Annotated in this window: 18 protein-coding genes; 9 read left to right on the plus strand and 9 right to left on the minus strand. The window is 72.2% G+C overall.

Features of this window, described 5'->3' with window-relative positions; all coding sequences use genetic code 11:
* Positions 1-36 precede the first annotated feature (36 nt).
* From ACVUH9_RS01015 to ACVUH9_RS01035, 5 genes are all read left to right on the plus strand, one after another.
* Complete coding sequence (locus ACVUH9_RS01015) at positions 37-630, plus strand: hypothetical protein (RefSeq protein ID WP_475753060.1); 594 nt, start codon at positions 37-39, stop codon at positions 628-630.
* A gap of 174 nt (positions 631-804) precedes the next feature.
* On the plus strand, positions 805-1,380 hold the full coding sequence (locus ACVUH9_RS01020; protein WP_475753062.1) for a TetR/AcrR family transcriptional regulator: 576 nt from the start codon (positions 805-807) through the stop codon (positions 1,378-1,380).
* 71 nt (positions 1,381-1,451) lie between these two features.
* Positions 1,452-2,642, plus strand: coding sequence for a Cmx/CmrA family chloramphenicol efflux MFS transporter (locus tag ACVUH9_RS01025; RefSeq protein WP_475753064.1), 1,191 nt, complete (start codon positions 1,452-1,454; stop codon positions 2,640-2,642).
* A gap of 101 nt (positions 2,643-2,743) precedes the next feature.
* Positions 2,744-3,385, plus strand: coding sequence for a DUF892 family protein (locus tag ACVUH9_RS01030; protein WP_475753066.1), 642 nt, complete (start codon positions 2,744-2,746; stop codon positions 3,383-3,385).
* Between the two features lie 14 nt (positions 3,386-3,399).
* Complete coding sequence (locus tag ACVUH9_RS01035) at positions 3,400-4,239, plus strand: SDR family NAD(P)-dependent oxidoreductase (RefSeq protein ID WP_475753068.1); 840 nt, start codon at positions 3,400-3,402, stop codon at positions 4,237-4,239.
* A 75-nt stretch (positions 4,240-4,314) separates the two neighbouring features.
* Here ACVUH9_RS01035 and ACVUH9_RS01040 read toward each other — a convergent pair whose 3' ends face one another.
* The 8 genes from ACVUH9_RS01040 to ACVUH9_RS01075 form a co-directional block, all read right to left on the minus strand.
* Positions 4,315-4,893, minus strand: coding sequence for a hypothetical protein (locus ACVUH9_RS01040; protein WP_475753070.1), 579 nt, complete (start codon positions 4,891-4,893; stop codon positions 4,315-4,317).
* Positions 4,890-5,495: an RNA polymerase sigma factor gene (locus ACVUH9_RS01045; RefSeq protein WP_475753072.1), complete on the minus strand. Its 606-nt coding sequence runs from the start codon at positions 5,493-5,495 to the stop codon at positions 4,890-4,892. Before ACVUH9_RS01045 ends, ACVUH9_RS01040 begins: the two co-directional genes overlap by 4 nt.
* A 154-nt stretch (positions 5,496-5,649) precedes the next feature.
* Positions 5,650-6,297 carry a LysE family translocator gene (locus ACVUH9_RS01050; RefSeq protein WP_475753074.1) on the minus strand — a complete coding sequence of 216 codons (648 nt, stop codon included), beginning with the start codon at positions 6,295-6,297 and terminating at the stop codon, positions 5,650-5,652.
* Between the two features lie 95 nt (positions 6,298-6,392).
* A complete protein-coding gene (locus tag ACVUH9_RS01055; protein ID WP_475753076.1) occupies positions 6,393-7,604 on the minus strand; it encodes a hypothetical protein in 1,212 nt (403 codons plus the stop codon).
* Positions 7,605-7,787: 183 nt separating this feature from the next.
* Complete coding sequence (locus ACVUH9_RS01060) at positions 7,788-8,627, minus strand: hypothetical protein (protein ID WP_475753077.1); 840 nt, start codon at positions 8,625-8,627, stop codon at positions 7,788-7,790.
* A 103-nt stretch (positions 8,628-8,730) separates the two neighbouring features.
* On the minus strand, positions 8,731-9,279 hold the full coding sequence (locus tag ACVUH9_RS01065) for a hypothetical protein (protein WP_475753079.1): 549 nt from the start codon (positions 9,277-9,279) through the stop codon (positions 8,731-8,733).
* 114 nt (positions 9,280-9,393) lie between these two features.
* The gene (locus ACVUH9_RS01070; protein ID WP_475753081.1) at positions 9,394-10,074 is read right to left on the minus strand and encodes a GAP family protein; all 681 of its coding nucleotides are present in this window, start codon (positions 10,072-10,074) and stop codon (positions 9,394-9,396) included.
* A 105-nt stretch (positions 10,075-10,179) separates the two neighbouring features.
* A complete protein-coding gene (locus ACVUH9_RS01075; protein ID WP_475753083.1) occupies positions 10,180-12,480 on the minus strand; it encodes an arylsulfatase in 2,301 nt (766 codons plus the stop codon).
* Positions 12,481-12,590: 110 nt separating this feature from the next.
* On the opposite strand from ACVUH9_RS01075, the gene ACVUH9_RS01080 reads away from it, so the two are divergent.
* Together ACVUH9_RS01080 and ACVUH9_RS01085 are read left to right on the plus strand one after the other, a co-directional pair.
* On the plus strand, positions 12,591-14,291 hold the full coding sequence (locus ACVUH9_RS01080) for a sensor histidine kinase (protein ID WP_475753084.1): 1,701 nt from the start codon (positions 12,591-12,593) through the stop codon (positions 14,289-14,291).
* The gene (locus ACVUH9_RS01085) at positions 14,279-14,923 is read left to right on the plus strand and encodes a response regulator transcription factor (RefSeq protein WP_475753086.1); all 645 of its coding nucleotides are present in this window, start codon (positions 14,279-14,281) and stop codon (positions 14,921-14,923) included. Before ACVUH9_RS01080 ends, ACVUH9_RS01085 begins: the two co-directional genes overlap by 13 nt.
* A 32-nt stretch (positions 14,924-14,955) precedes the next feature.
* On the opposite strand, the gene ACVUH9_RS01090 is transcribed toward ACVUH9_RS01085, so the two are convergent.
* Positions 14,956-16,440, minus strand: coding sequence for an MFS transporter (locus tag ACVUH9_RS01090; protein ID WP_475753089.1), 1,485 nt, complete (start codon positions 16,438-16,440; stop codon positions 14,956-14,958).
* A gap of 55 nt (positions 16,441-16,495) precedes the next feature.
* Here ACVUH9_RS01090 and ACVUH9_RS01095 point away from each other — a divergent pair, with 55 nt between their 5' ends.
* Positions 16,496-17,017, plus strand: a complete 522-nt coding sequence (locus tag ACVUH9_RS01095) for a PadR family transcriptional regulator (RefSeq protein WP_475753091.1) — start codon at positions 16,496-16,498, stop codon at positions 17,015-17,017.
* A 113-nt stretch (positions 17,018-17,130) separates the two neighbouring features.
* The gene (locus ACVUH9_RS01100; protein WP_475753093.1) at positions 17,131-18,483 is read left to right on the plus strand and encodes an amidohydrolase; all 1,353 of its coding nucleotides are present in this window, start codon (positions 17,131-17,133) and stop codon (positions 18,481-18,483) included.
* Positions 18,484-18,582: the final 99 nt, after the last annotated feature.

The following is an 18,582-nucleotide window of genomic DNA, read 5'->3' on the forward strand; positions in this document are numbered from 1 at the left end:
CGATCGACCCGGGTGCGTCCGGTCCAGGATCCGCCGATGCGTGAGCCCATCCCCGCCGAGCACCCCCGACCACAGGTGCTCCCGGCGCGCCAGGATCTGTACGTGGGCGTCGCCACGCTGCTGATCGCCGGCGTGGCGACCCTGGTGGCCGGGGTCCTGATCGACCTGCACGACTGGCGCGGAGCGCTTCCGTACGCGCTCGGCTTCCTGAGCATCAGCGCCTTCCTGATCCTCACCGGCCGGACCACGAAGCAGCGTGAGCTGGCGAAGCGCGCACCCCGCGCCGTCACCGCAACCGACGTCCGGATCCGACCGCTCTGGGGTCCCGCGGTCCGCGGCCTGGGACTCCTCCTGGCGATCGCGGCGCTCGGCGGCGCCCTGATGCAGGACCTGGCCGTGCCGACCCTGCTCTGTCTCGGCGTCGCGCTGCTCTCGCTGTTCGACCTGCGCGTCGTCCGGGCCTGGGAGCGCGAGCACGGCGCGACCCTCGCCCTCGTGTACACGCCCTGGCGGACCCACCTCCGCAAGCCCTTCGGCGCGTACGAGCAGGTCGCGATCCATGCTTCGTCCGGCGACCGGTCAGACGATCAGACGTACGTGCCGACCGTGGTCGCCTCCACGGTGGGCTGAGCCAGCGCCACGCCGGATCTCAGTCGTCCGGGCCGAGCCGCTCACCGCAGGCTCGCCACCGCGAGCTCCCAGCCACGCACGCGGGCCAGTCTAGGTCGCTCGGCCAGCCGCCACGCCGGGTGAAGGCCGCCATATTGAACCGACCGTTCCATAACCGTGCTACGGTCCCTTCCGATGGCACGACCGCGGGAGTTCGACGAGGAGCAGGCGATCCACGCCGCGATGCGCGCGTTCTGGGCGGCGGCCAGCTACGAGGCAACCTCGACCCAGGACCTCTGCGCGGCGACCGGTCTCGGGCGCAGCAGCATCTACAACACCTTCACGAGCAAGCACGCCCTCTTCGAGCGGGCCCTCGAGCGCTACATGGCGCAGAAGACCGGGGCGGCGATCGAGCTGCTCGAGGGGCCACTGCCCCTCGCCGAGAAGCTCCGGGCGCTGCTGTGGCAGGCCGTCGACCCCGATCCCGAGGATCCCTCCGGCTGCCTGGTCGTCAACGCGATGATCGAGCTCGGCCCGCACGATCGCGAAGTCGCGGACGCGCTGTCCCGCGACCAGGACCGGCGCCTCCGCGCGCTGCGGTCGGCGATCGAGGCCGGCCAGCGCGCCGGCGAGCTCGACGCCGACCGCGACGCCCGCGCGCTCGCCCAGTTCGTCGTCGCGACGATCAGCGGGTTGCGCGTGATGGCACGAGGCGGCGCCGATCAGGCCACACTCGAAGCGGTCGCGACCACGGCCCTGACGGCGCTGTGATCCCCACACCCGCCCGCCCCTTTTTTCGGCTCATTTTGGACCGATCGATCTACAATCAGGAGCCTGCACCCATGCCCCTCGCCGTCTACGTCCTCGGCCTGGCGATCTTCGCCCAGGGCACCTCCGAGCTGATGCTCGCCGGGCTGCTCCCCCAGCTTTCGACCGACCTCGACGTCTCGATCCCAGACACCGGCCTCCTGATCTCGGCGTTCGCGGTCGGGATGATCGTCGGCGCGCCGGCGCTCGCGGTCGTCACCCGCCGCTGGTCGCGCCGGACCGCACTCCTGACCTTCCTCGCGATCTACGTCATGACCCACGTCGTCGCCGCCCTGACCTCGAGCTACGTGGTCCTCCTCGGCACCCGCGTCGTCGGGGCGTTCGTCTACGCCGGGTTCTGGGCGATCGCCGCGCTGACCGCCGTCGCGCTGGTGCCCCCGAACGCCCGCGGGAAGGCGATGGGCATCGTCGCCGGCGGCCTCACCCTGGCCATGCTGGTCGGCCTACCCGGCGGGACCTTGATCGGCGACCACCTCGGGTGGCGCGCGGCCTTCTGGACGGTCGCGGTGATGTCCGCGCTGTCGGCGGTCGGGGTGCTGTCCACGATCCCCGGCGGTCGCCCCGCGCCGGACGAGATCACGCCGCTGCGGCACGAGCTGCGCGCGCTGACCGACCCGCGGCTGTGGCTGACCTACGGCACGACCGCGCTGTCCACCGGCAGCCTGTTGATCACCTTCAGCTACCTGGCGCCGTTGCTGCTCGACACCACCGGCGTCGACGCGGGCGCGGTCCCCGCCGTGCTCGCGCTCTACGGGCTCGGGGCCCTGATCGGCATCGGCCTCGGCGGACGGGTGGCCGATGCTCACCCGTTCACGACGCTGTACGTCGGCATCACCGGCCTCGTCCTCACCTCGATCGCGATCGCGCTGGTGGCACACCACCCGCTACCGACGATTGCCCTGTCGTTCCTGCTCGGCGCCTTCGGCTTCGGGACCAACCCGACCCTCAACAGCCGCGTCTTCGCGATCGTCGAGGGCCCGCCGGGGCTCGCCGCCAGCGGGACCGTCTCGGCCTTCAACGTCGGCATCGCCGTCGGCCCGTGGCTCGGCGGCCTGGCGATCGGCGCCGGCCTCGGCTACCCGTCGATCGCCTGGATCGGTGCCGGGCTGGGCGTCGCCGCGCTCGGCGCCGTCGCCCTGACCGCCGGGGTCCAGCGGAGCACCGCGTGCGACTCCCGGCCCGCGTCGGCCCCGCCCGCGCCGTGACCGACGCGACAGTCGCGACCGAACGCGACTCGATGTGTAGCGCTCTGACCACTGGGTAGCGGGTCAACGAACGTTCGTCCGCAACCCGACCGGAGCACGACATGACCCAGCGCGACGCCACCATCATCCAGTACCTGCGCGAGGCACACGCCATGGAGCTCGGCCTCGTCCGGATCCTCCAGTCCCAGATCGCCGTCGCTCCGCGCGGAGCGCACCGGACCGCACTGGAGGAGCACCTGCGCGAGACCCGCTCACACGCCGACCGGGTCGGCAAGCGACTCGAGCACGTCGAGCAGGTCGAGCCCGGCAGCCTGATCTCCCTCGGCCTCGACCTCGCCCAGGGCATCGCCGCGCAGCTGATCGCCCTCTCCAAGACGCCGCTCGACCTCGTCCGCGGGCACGGCCGCGAGGAGAAGGTGCTCAAGAACGCCAAGGACGCCTGCGCCACCGAGGCCCTGGAGATCGCCACCTACACCACGTTGGAGCGGCTCGCGCGGGACGCCGGCGACACCGCGACGGTCAATCTCGTCGCGAGCATCCGCAAGGACGAGGAGGCGATGCTGCAGCGGCTGCTCGACGGCCTCGGCGACCTCACCGACGCGGTCGTCGCAGCGCGGGCGGACGCAGACGAGCACGAGGAGGAGACCACGACCACGCCCGCCGACGCGGCTCGCGAGGTCGCCCACACCGCCAAGCGCTCGGCCAACAAGGCCAAGCAGAAGCTCGCCGACGTCCGCGACTGAGAAAGGGGTCCGCGATGAGCACCACACCCCATCCCTCCGGTAGCTCCCCCAGTGACCGGCCGCTGGCGGTCGTGACCGGGGCGACCTCCGGCATCGGCCACGAGCTCGCCCGGATCTTCGCCCGCAACGACTTCGACGTCGTCGTTGCGGCCGAGGACGAGCGGGTCGGGCCGACCGTGTCCGAGATGCACGCGCTCGGCGTCGACGCGCTCGGCGTCCGTGGCGACCTCGCCACGTTCGACGGCTGCGAGGCCCTGGTCGACGCCGTCGCCGAGCTCGGTCGCCCGCTCGACGCGCTGGCGCTCAACGCCGGCGTCGGCGTCACCGGCGACTTCGTCCACGCGGCCGACGTCCGCGCCCACCGGCATCTGATCGACCTCAACGTCGGCTCGACGGTCCACCTCGCCCGCCGCTTCGCCCCGGCGATGGTCGCGCGCGGCACCGGCCGGATCCTGATCACCTCGTCGGTGGCGGTCAGCACGCCGGTGCCCTACCAGTCGACCTACGCCGGCTCGAAGGCGTTCGTCCACTCCTTCGCCCAGGCGCTGCGGGTCGAGCTGCGGGACAGCGGCGTCACCGTCACCGCCCTCCAGCCCGGGGGCACCGACACCGAGTTCTGGGAGCGCTCCGGGGCCGAGGAGACCGAGATCGCCCGCAAGGACATGAGCGATCCGGCCGACGTCGCCCAGGAGGGCTTCGAGGCCATGATGCGGGGCGACGACCACGTGGTCGCCGGCAAGCTGACGCACAAGCTCGCCGAGAAGGTCGGGGCGCTGCTGCCCGACTCGATCTCAGCCCGGCTGACCGGCACCCAGACCAAGCCGGGGAGCGGCCGGGACGACGCGAGCAGCTGAGGAACCGCGGCGGGCGGGAACCGGTCGTGCACCGGGTCCGCCCGTCACCGCTGGCTCTGCCCGAAGCTCTCGGCCTCAGCAGTCCTCGTAGCCCGCGGTCGGGGCCGGCTTCTCGCCCCCGTCGGCACCCGGACGCTGCTCGGGGTTCCTGCACAGCCAGGCGTGTCCCTCGGCGGCGGTCAGCGGCTTGATGTCGTAGTCCGCCGCGCTGTCCATCTGGCCGCCGAGGACCGGGCCGAGGTCCTTGGCGTCGACGAGCTCGCCGTTGGGCAGGAAGCAGGCGAGCGGGTGCCCGGGGTCGGTTCCGCAGCGAGCGGTGACCCCGTTCTTGGCCAACGCGGCTTCGTTGAGGCGGTTGGCCCGGGCGGTCGCCTCCGGGTGCTTGCGCAGCAGCACCGCACCACCGCCGTCGCCGTAGGGGTTCTGGGAGTAGTAGGTCCACTCCGCGACCTTCGGGACGGTCGGGTCGGGCTTCGGGGCCGCGAACAGCACGCCGGTCGCGGTGGCGACGCCGGTGCTGGCGACGACCCCGACGGTCGCGAGGACGGACACGCGCACAGCACGCTTGCGCCGCACCGCCCCGCGTCGCAGATCCTGGGCGGTCGCCGCGACCAGCTGCTCGCGGAAGGCGGCGGTGTCGATGCTCGTGGTCATGATGTTGCTCCTCGTGACGGGGACGGAACGATCGGTGCAGGGTCGTACTCGGTGACGGGGCGGCGCCGGAGGGCCCGCAGGCCCCGGGAGACCCGCACCCGGGCGGTCTGGCTCGAGCAGCCGAGCTCCGCGGCGATCTCCGCGTAGTCGCGCTGCTCGACGACGCGCAGGAGGACGGCGTCGTGGATCCCGCGCGGCAGCTGGTCGAGCGCCGCGCTCAGCTCCACCCGGAGTCGGGCCGCGTCGAGTCGCGCATCGGACTCGTCGGTCTCCGCTTCGACCGGCTCCAGGGCCATGCCGAGCCGGCGACGTCCGCGGTCCTCGACGGCCAGGCGACGGTAGGACTGATGCAGCAGGTGCTGCGCGATCCCGTAGAGCCACCCGGCCGCCGACCCCTTGGCCGGACGGTAGCGCCGACGCGCGCACCAGGCCTCGGCGAACGTCTCGGCGAAGAGCTCCTGCGCGGCGTCGGGATGCGCGCGGCGGGCGAGCCAACCGCTGATCGCTCCCGCGTAGCGGTCGTAGAACGCGGCGAACGCGTCGGAGTCGGCCCGAGCGAGGACCAGCAGCTCCTCGTCGGTGCAGTCGGCGTAGACGCGCATGCTCCTATTTGGCGTTGCCCCGTCGTTCTGTGACACCGCAACCCCGCGATCTGGTTCGCCGACCGCTCCGGCGGGCTCCGCGTGACGCCTCCGAGGACGCGTCGCGCGCCCGCTCAGGCGCCCCACCGGCGGCGCCCGAGGCAGCCGATCGCTCTCAGTGACGCGGGCTGGTCGATCCCGCCGAGGCCAGCGTCCAGCCCCCGAGACCCGCGTAGAGGACCGCGGCGACCCGGCCCTGACGGGCGGCCACCGACGGGCGGCGGGCCAGCCAGCGGGCGAGGCGGCCCGAGGCGAGGCCGTAGGCGCTGTCGGCGACCAGCCCGATCAGTACGAAGACCGCGCCGAGGACCAGGATCTGGGTCGCCGCGCTCCCCCGCGCGGGATCGACGAACTGCGGGAAGAGCGCGAGGTAGAACAGCGCCACCTTCGGGTTGGCCAGCTCGACCACGAGCCCCTGGCGGTAGGAGCGCCAGCCGGAGGCCGGCGCGCGCTGCTCGCCCGCCACGGCGAGCGGCGTCCGGTCCCGCCAGGAGCGGACCGCGAGCAGCAGCAGGTATCCGCCGCCGACGACGTGGAGCGCCTGCAACGCGACCTGGGACGAGGCGATCACCGCGGCCAGGCCGGCGGCGGTCGCGATCGCGTAGGTGCTGGAGGCGGTCGCGCACCCCGCGGCGGCGAACAGCGCTGGTCGCGTGCCCTGCGAGAGCCCCCGCGCGACGACGAAGAGGCTGCTCGGTCCGGGAAGCGCCATGAACCCCGCGGCCACGACGGCGAACAGGACGAGCGTGGTCAACGTGGGCATGCGCTCAGCCTAGCGCCGGGCCTGGTCGTCCCGATCGCTTCCGGACCTGCTCGCCCGGCCCGCATGCTGCTTGCTGCGGGACCGCGTCGCCCTGCTCAGAGCGCGATCGCCACGTGCGTCCCGGGACTGCCCGGCCCGGTCGCGATCAGCCGCCAGCTGCGAGCCGGGTCGAGCGGCACCGCGACGACCGCCCACGCGCCCGTCGGGTCGTAGCGTGCGTCGGTCCCCCACGGCAGCTCGGCCAGCAGGACGATCAGGTCCCCGGTGGCCGGGTCCACCCGAGCGTGCTTCGTGTCGCACACCGTCTCGCGCTGACGCTGCTCGGGCGTGGGCAGCAGCTGCGGAGCGAGCTTCCGCATGATCCGCGAGGGGGTCAGCGGCTCGCCCTCGACGAGCAACGGCTCGAGCCGACCGTCGGCGTCGAGGACGTGCATCTCCTCGTCGGTCCCGTCGAGCCAGAGGGCATCCACACCCGGAAGCAGGTAGCGACCGTCGGGCAGCGCGCACAGCGGGGAGACGCCAAGCTCGACGGGAATCGTCCGGACCTCCCCGTCGCGGGCGACCAGCCACGGGAAGCCGATCTCGGTGTCCTCGGTGAGATGTCCCCCTTCACCGTCGCCGACGCTGCGGGTCAACCGGCTGCGTCGGAACAGCACCCCCGCGGGTCCGACCACCGGCGGCCAGTACAGCGTCGTGATGCCGTCGCCTGACCGACGCGACTCCTCGTGCACGACGGCCTCGCACCCGTCACGAACGGTGGCGCAGCGAAACGGCAGCTCGACGCCCAGCGCCTCCGCGTGGCGTTCCCGGAGCAGCGCCCGCTGGCGCGGCAGATCACGAGCGGTCTCCTCGTCGTAGGCGAAGAGGTGCTGCGCCCTCGACTCGTGGCCGCTGTGGCCGCCGTCGACGACCATCGAGCCGACCAGCGAGAGCCTCCACCCGGGCTCGAGCGGCAGATCGAGCGCAGCCGCGGCTCCGGGACGGATCACGGACGGGGCCGTGCACCCGTCCCAGACGATCACCCCGTCGTCGCTCCTGAAGTACCCGACCGGATCGGCCGCCAGACCGGATCGATCGACCGCCGCGACCGCCACCGGCTCGGAGAGCGCACCGTCACGGAGATCGACGGTCCGCAGCTCGGGTCCCACCAGCACCGCCACGGTCTCGCGGTCCGGCGACCGCGAGACGACGACCTCGCAGCCGTCGTCGTCAGCATTCGCGACGGCGACGGTCCACGACGCTCGTTCAACCGGGTCGCCGTCCGACGGCAGCTGCGTCACGACGACCTCCGCGCGTGGACCCGACATGGTGACCGCGACGCTGGCACTCGACGGCGCAGCTGAGAGTCCTCGCCGAGCGTTCACGCGCTGATTGTGGCACGGGCCAAGCACCGTAGTCGTGTCCGTGTCTGACCGTGGACATCGCCTTCGCCCGCCGCCCCGCAGAGCGAAGCCCGTGAACGTCAGCGCCAGCGCGCGCTGGGTTCCGGCTCACCGCACCCGCTTGACCTGCAGCTCGATCCGCGTCGTGCTGCAGGCGTTGATCTTCAGGACGCCCTCGAGCGGCCCGCACACGCCCTCCTGGAACACGCCGGACTTGACGTACTCGTCGCGGCTGCTGTCGAACCGTTCACGGGCTCCACGCTGCATCTTCGGGAGATCGCCGATATCGACGAGCAGCGCCGCCGGCTGGGCCAGCGGCAGCACGTCCCCACTGCCCGCCTGGGGGTAGCACTGGCTCCCCCACTTCGGGTCCTCCGAATAGCGCACCTCAGCCACCAGGGCCGCTCGGGGAACCAGGGGCGCCAGGAAGTTCTCGATGACCGTCGGCGCATCTCGACCGTCCGCGAGGAAGGTCGTATCGACGACTCCGCGAGCGGACCGCTTCGGGCAGGAGGGCTTCGGCGGGGCCGGCGCATCGGGGACGCACGGGCCGAACTCGCTCAACGGACCGCACGGCGTGCACTCCATCTTGAACGCGCTGTTGCTCCGCCAGTCCCCGCCCTGGGTCATCGCGAACTTCGGCAGCCGGTCGCGGGTCGCGCCCCAGCGGGTCTCGGTCAGCCGACCGTTGCGAAAGATCTCGACCAGCTCGTAGCGGACCTTCTTCGCGATCTTGTAGGTCGCCTTGAACTGGCCCTTCCCGACCGACCACGACGCGCAGTTCGACCGGTCGAGCGCGCTCGTGTACGCCCAGTCGACCACGTGCGAACCGGAGATCCGGACGTCGAAGGCCTTGGTCTTGGTGGTGAGCTCGAGGGCCGTCGCCGGGGTCGCCAGGACCCCGGCGATCCCCAGCAGCAGTGGAAGCAGGCGAAGCGCGATACGCATGCGGACACGCTCGCGCAGCGGACCCGCGGTCGCATCCACCGAACGGCACGGAGCCTGCGCCGTTCGTCGGCCGTTGAAGAGACGAACGGTCCGGGAGCGTGCCCTACACGTGCCGAGCGTCGATCCGTAGGACGCACTCCGGCAAGCGCAGCAGCGGTCCGATCTCCGACGCCATCACCGCAGCCGCAAGATCCTCGACCGTCATGAACTCGTTGGCGTCCCGAGCCTCTGCGACCCACGCCGGCGGTGTTTCGCCGCCGGGGCCCTCGAAGGTCAGCGTCTGCACGAGATGGAAGGCCCGCGCATCATCGAACGTCAAGTCGCACATGCACCGAACCTCGCCGTCGTGCCACCCTTCGTCGTCTTCGACCGTGATCAGACGATCGAGCGTGATGGACGGCTGCGGCTCACCGCCCTCCGCGTCCCACTGGCCTCCGTGCGAGACCTGCGTCCATTCGTTGGACGGCTGTCGATCACGGTGCAACACCGGGCGCCCCGCGAAGTCCAAGAACGCCGCCCATGCCTGCGCCGTCGCGACTCGCCCACCCGGCGTCAGGCCGTGCTCGACGACGAAGACCTGCTGAAGCATCGCCTGCGCCAGCCGCAACGTCTCCTCCGAAGCATCCTCGTCGTCCCCTTCCGGAAGGCTCATGATAGACAGACGGTCGCAGATCGACCTTGATCCAGGCGGCGCATTCCTACCGGCCCAGATGTGGGTGCCACGCGCGCTTCTTGTGCGGTGGGTAGGGCTCAGGCGATGCGAGCGCTACCCGAGCTGGGCGATGCCCTTGATCACGAGCACGAGGCCGACGGCGGTCGCCCCGACGACGGCGGCCTGGCGGGTGTGCCGGCCGATCCAGGCCTTCGCGCGGTCGACGGCCTGCGGCGTGGCGTCCGGCCGCAGGGCGTAGCCGAGGAGCGGGACCTCGATCAGCGCCAGCATGATGACGTTCGTGAGGATCACCAGCAGCACCGATTCGCCGGTGCTGCTGCCCATCTTGTTGATCTGGGTGAGCGCCGCCAGGTAGGAGACGCCCGGGAGGGTGAGCAGCGCACCGACCGCGAAGGTCACGCGGGGCGAGCCGCGGTCGAGCGCGCGCTGCCAGCGCGGCGGTCCCTTGTCGGGCTTCTTGGCCTGGCGTTCCCGGCGCCGCTCGGCGACGGGCTGGTCACGGTCCGTCGCGAGCACGAACGCGACGACCAGCAGGACGAGGCCGACGGCGATGTCGATGCCCGGGCTGATCGTGCGCTTGGTGGTGTCGACCGCGCTCGAGTTCGGCAGCGCGAAGACGATCACGAGGCCGATGGTGATGCTCATCGTGTAAGCGCCCAGCAGGTAGCCGGCCATCAGGCGCTTCGGATGGGCGCTGAGCAGCATCAGGGTCGTCGCCGCGACCAGGGTCGGGTTCGCCGCGGCCGAGCACGAGAAGAAGAGGTACTGGTCCACGACGACCCGAACCTACGTCAGGCGCGGACGCCCGAACCGCCGCGCAGCACGACCGTCTGCCCGACCGCCGTCCGTTCCTCGGCTCGCCGGCAGACACGGGCGCGCCTACGCCGTGTACCGCACCTGGACCCGGTCGATCGTGCCCTCGAACGGGAACGGCGCGCGGTCGTAGTAGTCGAGCGATACGGGGCCGCCGAGGCAGGTCCCGATGTCCAGGCAGTCGTTGGCCGTGAACAGCAGCGGGGCACTGACCGGCACGACGCCGGACGCGACCTGCTCGCCGTTGACGGTGGCCACGATCTTCAGCGGTCCGGCCGGCCGGACCTCCGCGTACTCGGTCGAGATCTCGACCGTCGCCGGCCCGGCGGGAAGCCGCTGCTCGGACCGGATCTTCGTCCGCTGGATGATGAACAGGTTGTACTCGTAGACCAGGTAGCCGTCGTCGAGGTAGGCGGTGAGCCCGCCGCTGGAGCTGCCCAGCGCGTACAGCACGCCGCTCGCGTGCTCGGGCAGGTCCGCCTCGATGCTCACGAGGTTGCCGCGATTGCCCAGGGCGGGAGCGCAGAACTCGGGCATCCGGGTGATGTCCGGGCCGAACGTCCACTCACGGTAGGGCGTGGAGATCCGCAGCTCCGGGTGGTACACCGGAATCCACAGCCCGCCCCCGACCGGGTAGACGCTGTTGCGGGCCGCCTCGATCGCGAAGGTCTCCTTCATCTGCGCGAGCTTGTCGGGCCTCTCCGCCGCGAGGTCGTTCGCCTGCGACCAGTCCTCGTCGAGGTGGTAGAGCCGCCACGCGTCCTGGTCGGGCGTCCACTCCTCGAACCCTTCCGGCAGCCCGGGGACCCACGGCAGGCGCGGCCCGGTGGCGGACGCGAGCCAGCCGTCGTGGTAGATCGCCCGGCTGCCCATGATCTCGAAGTACTGGGTCACCAGACGGCCGGGCGCTTCCGGGTGATCGAACGCGTAGAGGAAGCTCGTGCCGTCGATCGGGTCCTGCTGCACGCCGTCGACCGTGAGCGGCGGCGTGATCCCGACCGCCTCGTAGATCGTCGGGAGCACGTCGTTGCAGTGGTGGAACTGCGTGCGCGGCGTGGCATCGGCAGCGATCTTGGCCGGCCAGCGGACGGCCAGCGGGTTGCGTGTCCCTCCCAGATCCGACGCGAGCAGCTTCATCCCGGGGTACGGGGTGCTGCCGGCCCACGCCCAGCCGGCGTGGTACTGGTTGTCGACCTTCGGGGTCCCGAGCAGATCGAGCCCGCCCATCTCCTCGAGCGCGTCGATGTGCTGCTCGATCGTGGAGGGGATGGCGTTCTGCGCCAGCAGCTCGCTGATCGTGCCGTTCTGCCCCTCGCCGGAGGAGCCGTTGTCGCCCCAGATGTAGAAGACGAGGGTGTTCTCGCTGAGGCCCATCGCGTCCAGCTCGTCGAGCACGCGACCGGCCTGGGCGTCGGCGTGCTCGGCGTACCCGGCGGCGACCTCCATCAGGCGGCGCTGGAACGGGCGCTGCTGCTCGGGGATCTCGTCCCACGCCGGCATCTGCGGATCGCGCGGCGTGAGCTGCGCCTCGGGCGGGATCCAGCCCTTCTCCTTCGCCTGCACGAAGACCCGTTCGCGGTAGGCGTCCCAGCCGTCGTCGAACTTCCCGGCGTACTTGTCGGCCCAGGACTTGAAGACGTGGTGGGGCGCGTGCAGGCACCCCGTCGCCCAGTACATGAAGAACGGCCTGTCCGGAGAGAGCGCCTGGTGGCGATGCAACCAGCCGATCGCGTCGTCGGCGAGATCCTCGCTGAGGTGGTACCCCTCCTCCGGCGTGCGCGGCGGCAGGACGCTGGTCGTGTTGCGCACGAGGTTGGGCTCGTACTGGGAGGCCTCGCCCGCCAGGAAGCCGTAGAAGTACTCGAAGCCGAGCTCCGACGGCCAGTTGTGGAACGGCCCGGCAGCCGTCGTCTCGATCGCCGGCGTGTTGTGCCACTTGCCGAACGCCGCCGTGCTGTACCCGTAGTCCTTGAGCACCTGCGCACCCAGCGCGCTGCTCCTGGGGATCTCCCCCGCGTACCCGTCCCAGTCGTTGGCCAGCTCGGCGATCTGTCCGTTCCCGATCCGGTGGTGGTTGCGCCCCGTCAGCAGCGACGCCCGCGTCGGCGAGCACATCGCCGTCGTGTGGAAGCGGTTGAACCCGACGCCCTCGCCGTGCACGCGGCTCAGGTTCGGCGTGTGCACCTCGCCGCCGAACGTGTCCGGCAGCCCCGGGCCGGCGTCGTCGATCAGCACGATCAGGATGTTGGGCGCGTCCTCGGGCAGCCGACGCGGTCTCACCCGGTTCGCGTACGTCGACTCCTGCATGGTCCGGCCGGCACGACTCGCCGACGGCGTGGGCGGAAAGGGCAGGCTCTCCTGGCTCATGGGCGCGACGCTATGCCCGGGCCGTGAGCCCGACATCCTCCGGAAAGGGTGAGATCGAGGTGTACACCTGCCCCGGCAACTCGCGGCGACCATCTGCGAGGATCCGCCCCATGCGCGCGCGCCAATGGGCAGCGGATGCCGCCCGCGTCCGCGCTCACCCCATCACCGGCTCCGCGCTGCTGATCGCGTTCGCTGCCGTCTGCGCGGCCGGCGCCGAGCTGGCCCTGATGCGGCAACCACCCGCGGCACCGTGGCTGGCCGCCTTGTTCCCCGCGATCGCGCTCGTCTACGTCGTGGCCGGGCTGGCCGCGTGGACCCGTCGCCCGAGCAGCCAGCTCGGTTTGCTGCTTGTCGTCGGCGGTGGGGTCTGGCTGCTCAGCGGGCTGGTGAACACCACCGTTCCGGAGCTGGTGGCGGTCGGGTCGGTCACGCGGATCCTGGCGATCGCCGTGGTCGTCCACCTGCTGATCGGCTTTCCGACCGGCCGCCTGCGCACGCGGGCCGAGCGCCTCGTCGTGGCCGGCGGCTACGTCGTCTGCGTGGTCCTCGAGCTGCCGCTCCATCTGTTCGCGCCGGACGGCGTGCTCTCGATCGCCGATCGTCCCGACATCGTCAGCGCGGGGATCGCCGCGCTGCGGGTGGGCGGGGCGCTTCTGGTCCTGGCCGCCACGGCGGTCCTCGTCGCCCGCATGCGGCGGGCGACGGCCGAGCAACGCCGCGTGCTCGCCCCGCTCTACGTCCACGGGATCTTCGCCCTGCTGCTCGTCCAGTGGAGCAGCGACGTCGCCCAGCTGCTGTTCGACGGTGGCGGCCTGACCCTTCCGGCGATCCAGCTCGGGGTGATGGGGTTCGTGCCCGTGGCGTTCGCGGTCGCCGCCTCGCGCGGGGGCTTCGCCCGCACCGCCGACATCGCGGAGCTCGGCAGCTGGCTCGGCACCGACGACCGTGCCCGCCCCGCGCTGCGGCAGGCGCTCGCCGACACGCTGGGTGATCCGTCGTTGCAGCTGCTGTTCCGGCTGCCCGGGGATGATGCGCTCGTCGACGATCGTGGCGCCACGGTCTCGTGGCCGGCCCCGGACGGGCCGCGCGGCGTGATCGACATCGAGCTCGGTGGCGAGCCGATCGGGGCGATCGTCTACGACGCCGTCCTGCTCGACCGTCCCGCCGACGTGCGCGAGGCGGGCCGCGTGATCGCCCTCGCGCTCGATCGGGAGCGGCTGGTCGTCGAGCTGCGTGCCTCCCGCAGCCGCCTCGTCGCCGCCGCCGACGACGAACGCCGCCGGATCGCCGTCGACCTCCACGACGGCCTGCAGTCGCGGCTCGTCTTCCTCGCCGTACAGGCCGGCACCGGCAGCGACGCCGCGACCCTGCGTACCGGGATCGAGGCGGCGATCGACGAGCTGCGGGACCTCGTCGACGGGGTGATGCCCGCGCAGCTGACCGAATGCGGTCTGCCTGCGGCGATCGAGGACCTCGCCGACCGCCTGCCGACCCCGATCGTGCTGCACGTCAGCGGCTTCGAGCAGCGGCTGGCGCCGGTCGTCGAGACGGCCGCGTACTTCATCGTCTCGGAGGCGATCGTCAACGCCGTCAAGCACTCCGGCTCGACGACGCTCACGGTCTCGCTCGAGCAGTCGGGCGAGAACCTGTCGATCGAGGTCACCGACGCCGGCGGCGGCGGGGCGCAGGTCGGCGGCGGGAACGGCATGCGCGGGATGGACGACCGCGCGGCGGCCCTCGGCGGCCGACTGGCGGTCGAGAGCACCGGCTACGGTACCCGCGTGAAGGCGGTGATCCCGTGCGCGTCGTGATCGGCGAAGACCAGGTGCTGATGCGCGAGGGGCTGCGGCTCGTGCTCGAGCGCGCCGGCTTCACGATCGTCGGCGACGCCGCTGACGCGCCGGAGCTGCTGGAACGGGTCCGCGAGCTGCGGCCCGACCTCGTCGTGACCGACATCCGGATGCCGCCCGGCCACGCCGACGACGGACTGCGCGCCGCGCTCGAGCTACGCCTCGACCGGCCGGAGCTGCCCGTGATCGTGCTCTCCCAGCACGTCAAGCGCCGCTACGCGACCGAGCTGGTCGAAGCCGGCCCGCACGGCGTCGGCTACCTGCTCAAGCAGCGGATCGCCGACGTCGACACGTTCGTCCGCGACCTCCACCGGGTCCTCGACGGCGAGACGGTGCTCGACCCGGTGGTCGTCGCCGCGATGCTCGACCGGCCCCGCACCGACGACTTCGTGGGGGGCCTCACCACGCGCCAGCGCGAGGTCCTCGGGCTGATGGCCGAAGGCCGCAGCAACGCCGCGATCGCCGCCGAGCTCGTGATCGCCGAGAAGTCGGTGGCCCGGCACACCTCCCATATCTACGACGCCCTGGGCATCGACCAGAGCGAGCAGGACCACCGGCGGGTGCTCGCCGTCGTGCGCTACCTCGCGGCCTAGAGTCGACCGGCCAGGCGCCCACGCCGGTCGCCTCAGACGCCGACCGGCGTCTCCGGCGCGGAAGCGGCCACCGGCGCGCCCGGCGCCGGCGGCGGCGCCGGCAGCCGTCCCGCGCCCCGTGGCAGCGAGAGCAGCGCGAGCGCCGCGAGCACCGCACCGGCCAGCGCCAGCACGAAGACGCCGGTGCCCGTCGCCCGCGCCGCCGCGTCGACCCCGCCCCCGTGCAGACGGCCGGCGTAGATCGTCTCCGCCACCGCCAGCGCGACGGCGCCCCCGACCTGCCGCGACAGCAGCAGCGTCCCCATCGCCCCGCCGATCGCGGCCGGCGGCACGCTCCGCTGCATCGCGATCTGGATCCCGGAGAAGATCGGTCCGATGCCCAGTCCGAGCAGGGCCATGAACAGCAGGCTCTGCCAGTCCGGCGTGCTGGCGTCGAACGTCGCGAAGCCGAGCGCTCCGAGCACGGTCAACCCGCACCCGGCGACGAGCACCCGCCGGAACTCGAGCCGCCGCACGATCAGCGCGGCACCGACGTTGACCGAGACCACCAGCCCGAGCAGCAGCGGGTAGATCAGCAGCCCCGAGTGGGTCGCGCTGACGTCGCGCACCAGCTGGAAGTAGCGCGGCAGCAGCAGGACCCCGGCGTAGAGCGCGAAGCCGCCGGTCGACGCGGCGACCAGCAACGCCCCCGTCCGGTGGCGGGTGAACAGCGACAGCGGCACGATCGGCGCCGCCGCCCGCCGCTCGACCGCGACGAAGCCGGCCAGGACCGCGAGGCCGGCGAGCATCAGGCCCCCGGTCCGCAGCTCGGTCCAGCCCGGCAGGGCGCCGCCGGCCGTGGCGTGGCCCCGTTCGCCGAGACCGACGAGCAGCAGCCCGACGCCGACGGTCAGGAGCGCGATCCCGGCGAGGTCGAGCGGCGTGTCGCGTCCCTCGCTGCGCCCGAGCCGGGCCGGCAGGAGGGCCGCTACGGCGGTCATCGCCGCGATTCCGATCGGCAGGTTGACGTAGAAGACCGAGCGCCAGCCGACGTGGTCGGTGAGGAAGCCGCCGACCAGCGGCCCGGCGATGAAGCTGATCCCCATCAGCCCGGCGAGGATGCCCTGGAGCGCCGCGCTGCGGCGACCGGCGAAGAGGTCGGCGACGAGGATGAACGGCAGCGCCTCGAGCGCCCCGGCGCCCAGGCCCTGGACCGCCCGCGCGGCGATCAGCTGCTCCATCGACGACGACGCCCCGGCGACGACCGAGCCGAGCAGGAACAGCGCCATCCCGATCAGCAGCAGCGCCCGCCGCCCGTAGCGGTCGGACAGCCGGGCGTAGAGCGGCAGCGAGACGGTCGCCGGCACGAGGTAGGCGGTGATCGCCCAGACGTAGAGCGAGTCGCCGCCGAGCTGCTCGACGATCGTCGGTAGCGCGGTGCCGACGATCGTCTGGTCGAGCATCGCCAGCAGCAGGCCGGACATCACGGCGACGAGCAGCAGCCGCTGCCGTCCCGGGGAGAGGGTCGGTGCATCCATATGTCGTAATTTACATGTCGAAGTTGACATGTCAAGGACGGACTAGGCTTCGCCCATGTCGCTCCCGCACGCGGTCCTCGGCCTGCTGGCCATCCGTCCGTCGACCGGCTACGAGCTGACGCAGCGGTTCGACCTCTCGCTCGCCCACTCGTGGCACGCCAGCCACAGCCAGGTCTATCCGGCGCTGGCGAAGCTGGAGACCGCCGGGCTGGTCGAGGTCCTCAGCGAGGGCCCCCGCCGCAGCCGCACCTGGGGAATCACCGACGCCGGCCGCGACGAGCTGCGCCACTGGCTCGTCGAGACCGAGGTCGACCGCGGCCAGCGCAACGAGTCGGGCGTGCGCTGGTTCCTCTTCCAGCTGCTCGACCCCGCCGACCGGCGCGAGGTGATCGAACGCGAGATCGACTACGTCCAGCGGACGGGCGCGATGCTCGACGCCCTCGCGGCCGAAGCGGAGACCGCTCAGGACGACCCGAGCCCGCTGGAGCCGACGATCGACCTCGGCCAGCGCGTCAACGCGGTGATGCTGGAGTGGCTGCGCGACCAGCTCGCCGGACTGCCCGACGACGAGGGCTAGCGACCGGAGCCCCGACGCCGCCGACCGTGCTGCCGACGGTCGTCGGGCCCGGCCGAGGCACGTCGGACGCTCGTTAGGTTCGTGGCGGCAGGTTCCGACACGAGGAGTCCCAGATGCCGTGCCTCACCCTCACGGGCAACGAGCGGTTCGCCCAGCACGAACGGACCGGAGAGACCGTCCCGCCTCACGACCTGCACGCACGCTTCGACGAAGCCGCGGCGGAGGTCGCGCCGAAGGTGATCGCCTGGCGGCACCACCTGCACCAGCATCCGGAGCTGTCCAACCGCGAGCGGGAGACGGAGCGGATGGTGGCCGACCACCTGCGATCGCTGGGGCTCGACGAGGTCCGCACCGACATCGCCGGTCACGGCGTGGTCGGCGTGCTGCGGGGCGGGCAGGGCGGCGACCGGGTCGTCGCGTTGCGGGCGGACATCGACGCGCTGCCCGTGAAGGAGGAGTCGGGCGTCGACTTCGCCTCGACCGTCGTCGACGAGGACTACCCCGGCGGGCCGTATCCGGTCGCGCACGCCTGCGGTCACGACTGCCACACCGCGATGCTGATGGGTGCCGCCAGCGTGCTCGCCGAGGTCCGCGACGAGCTGCCCGGCACCGTCCTGTTCGTCTTCCAGCCCGCCGAGGAGGGACCGCCGATCGACGAGGCCGGGGGCGCGCGCCAGATGGAGGCCGAGGGCGCGCTCGCGGACCCCACGCCGACGATGGTCTTCGGCATGCACGTCACGCCGTACCCGAAGGGCGTCGTCGCCTACCTCGCCGGCAACCAGTACGGCGCCTCGGTGCTGCTGCGGATCACCGTGCACGGCAAGGGCGTGCACGGCTCGACGCCGTGGGCGGGCACCGACCCGCTGCCGCCGGCGGCGGACATCATCGCCGCGATGGGCCAGGTCTACCGCCAGCTGCCCGGCTACGACCCGCTCACGATCACCATCGGCCACGTCGAGGACCAGGGGCGCTTCAACGTCGTCGGCGAGTCGGTGCAGCTGCTGGGCACGATCCGCTCGACCGTCGAGGCCGACATGGACGTCGCCCGCGCTCACGTGCAGCGGACCGCGGAGCACATCGCCCTGGCCTACGGCGCGACCGCGGAGGTCGAGTTCCTCCAGGACGTGCCGGCCGTCCACAACACCCAGCCGTGGATCGACGCGGTCCTGCCCACGCTCGAGCACGTCGTCGGCCACGACCGCCTGGTCCAGGCGCCTCCGGGACTCGGCTACGACGACGTCTCGGTCTTCGTCAACCGGTACGGCGGGGCTTACCTCCAACTCGGTGCGCAGGACGTCGAGCTGCGCCCGGACGGCACGATGGCCCCGATCCCCGGGGGTCGTGGCATCGCCATGAACCACAACCCCCACTTCTACGCGGACGACTCCGTGCTCGAGACCGGCGTGCGGATGCACGCCAACGTCGCGCTCGACCACCTCACCGGCGCGATCTCGGTTCCGGCCTGACCCGGCTCCCCGGCGTCGCCACCACGACCCGCTCTCGCGTCGGGCGGAGGAAGAGGGGGTTCAGGCCCCTTGGCGCAGGCGAAGCCGGCTGTCAGCGTC

The sequence above is a fragment of the Patulibacter ginsengiterrae genome, from assembly GCF_056269115.1.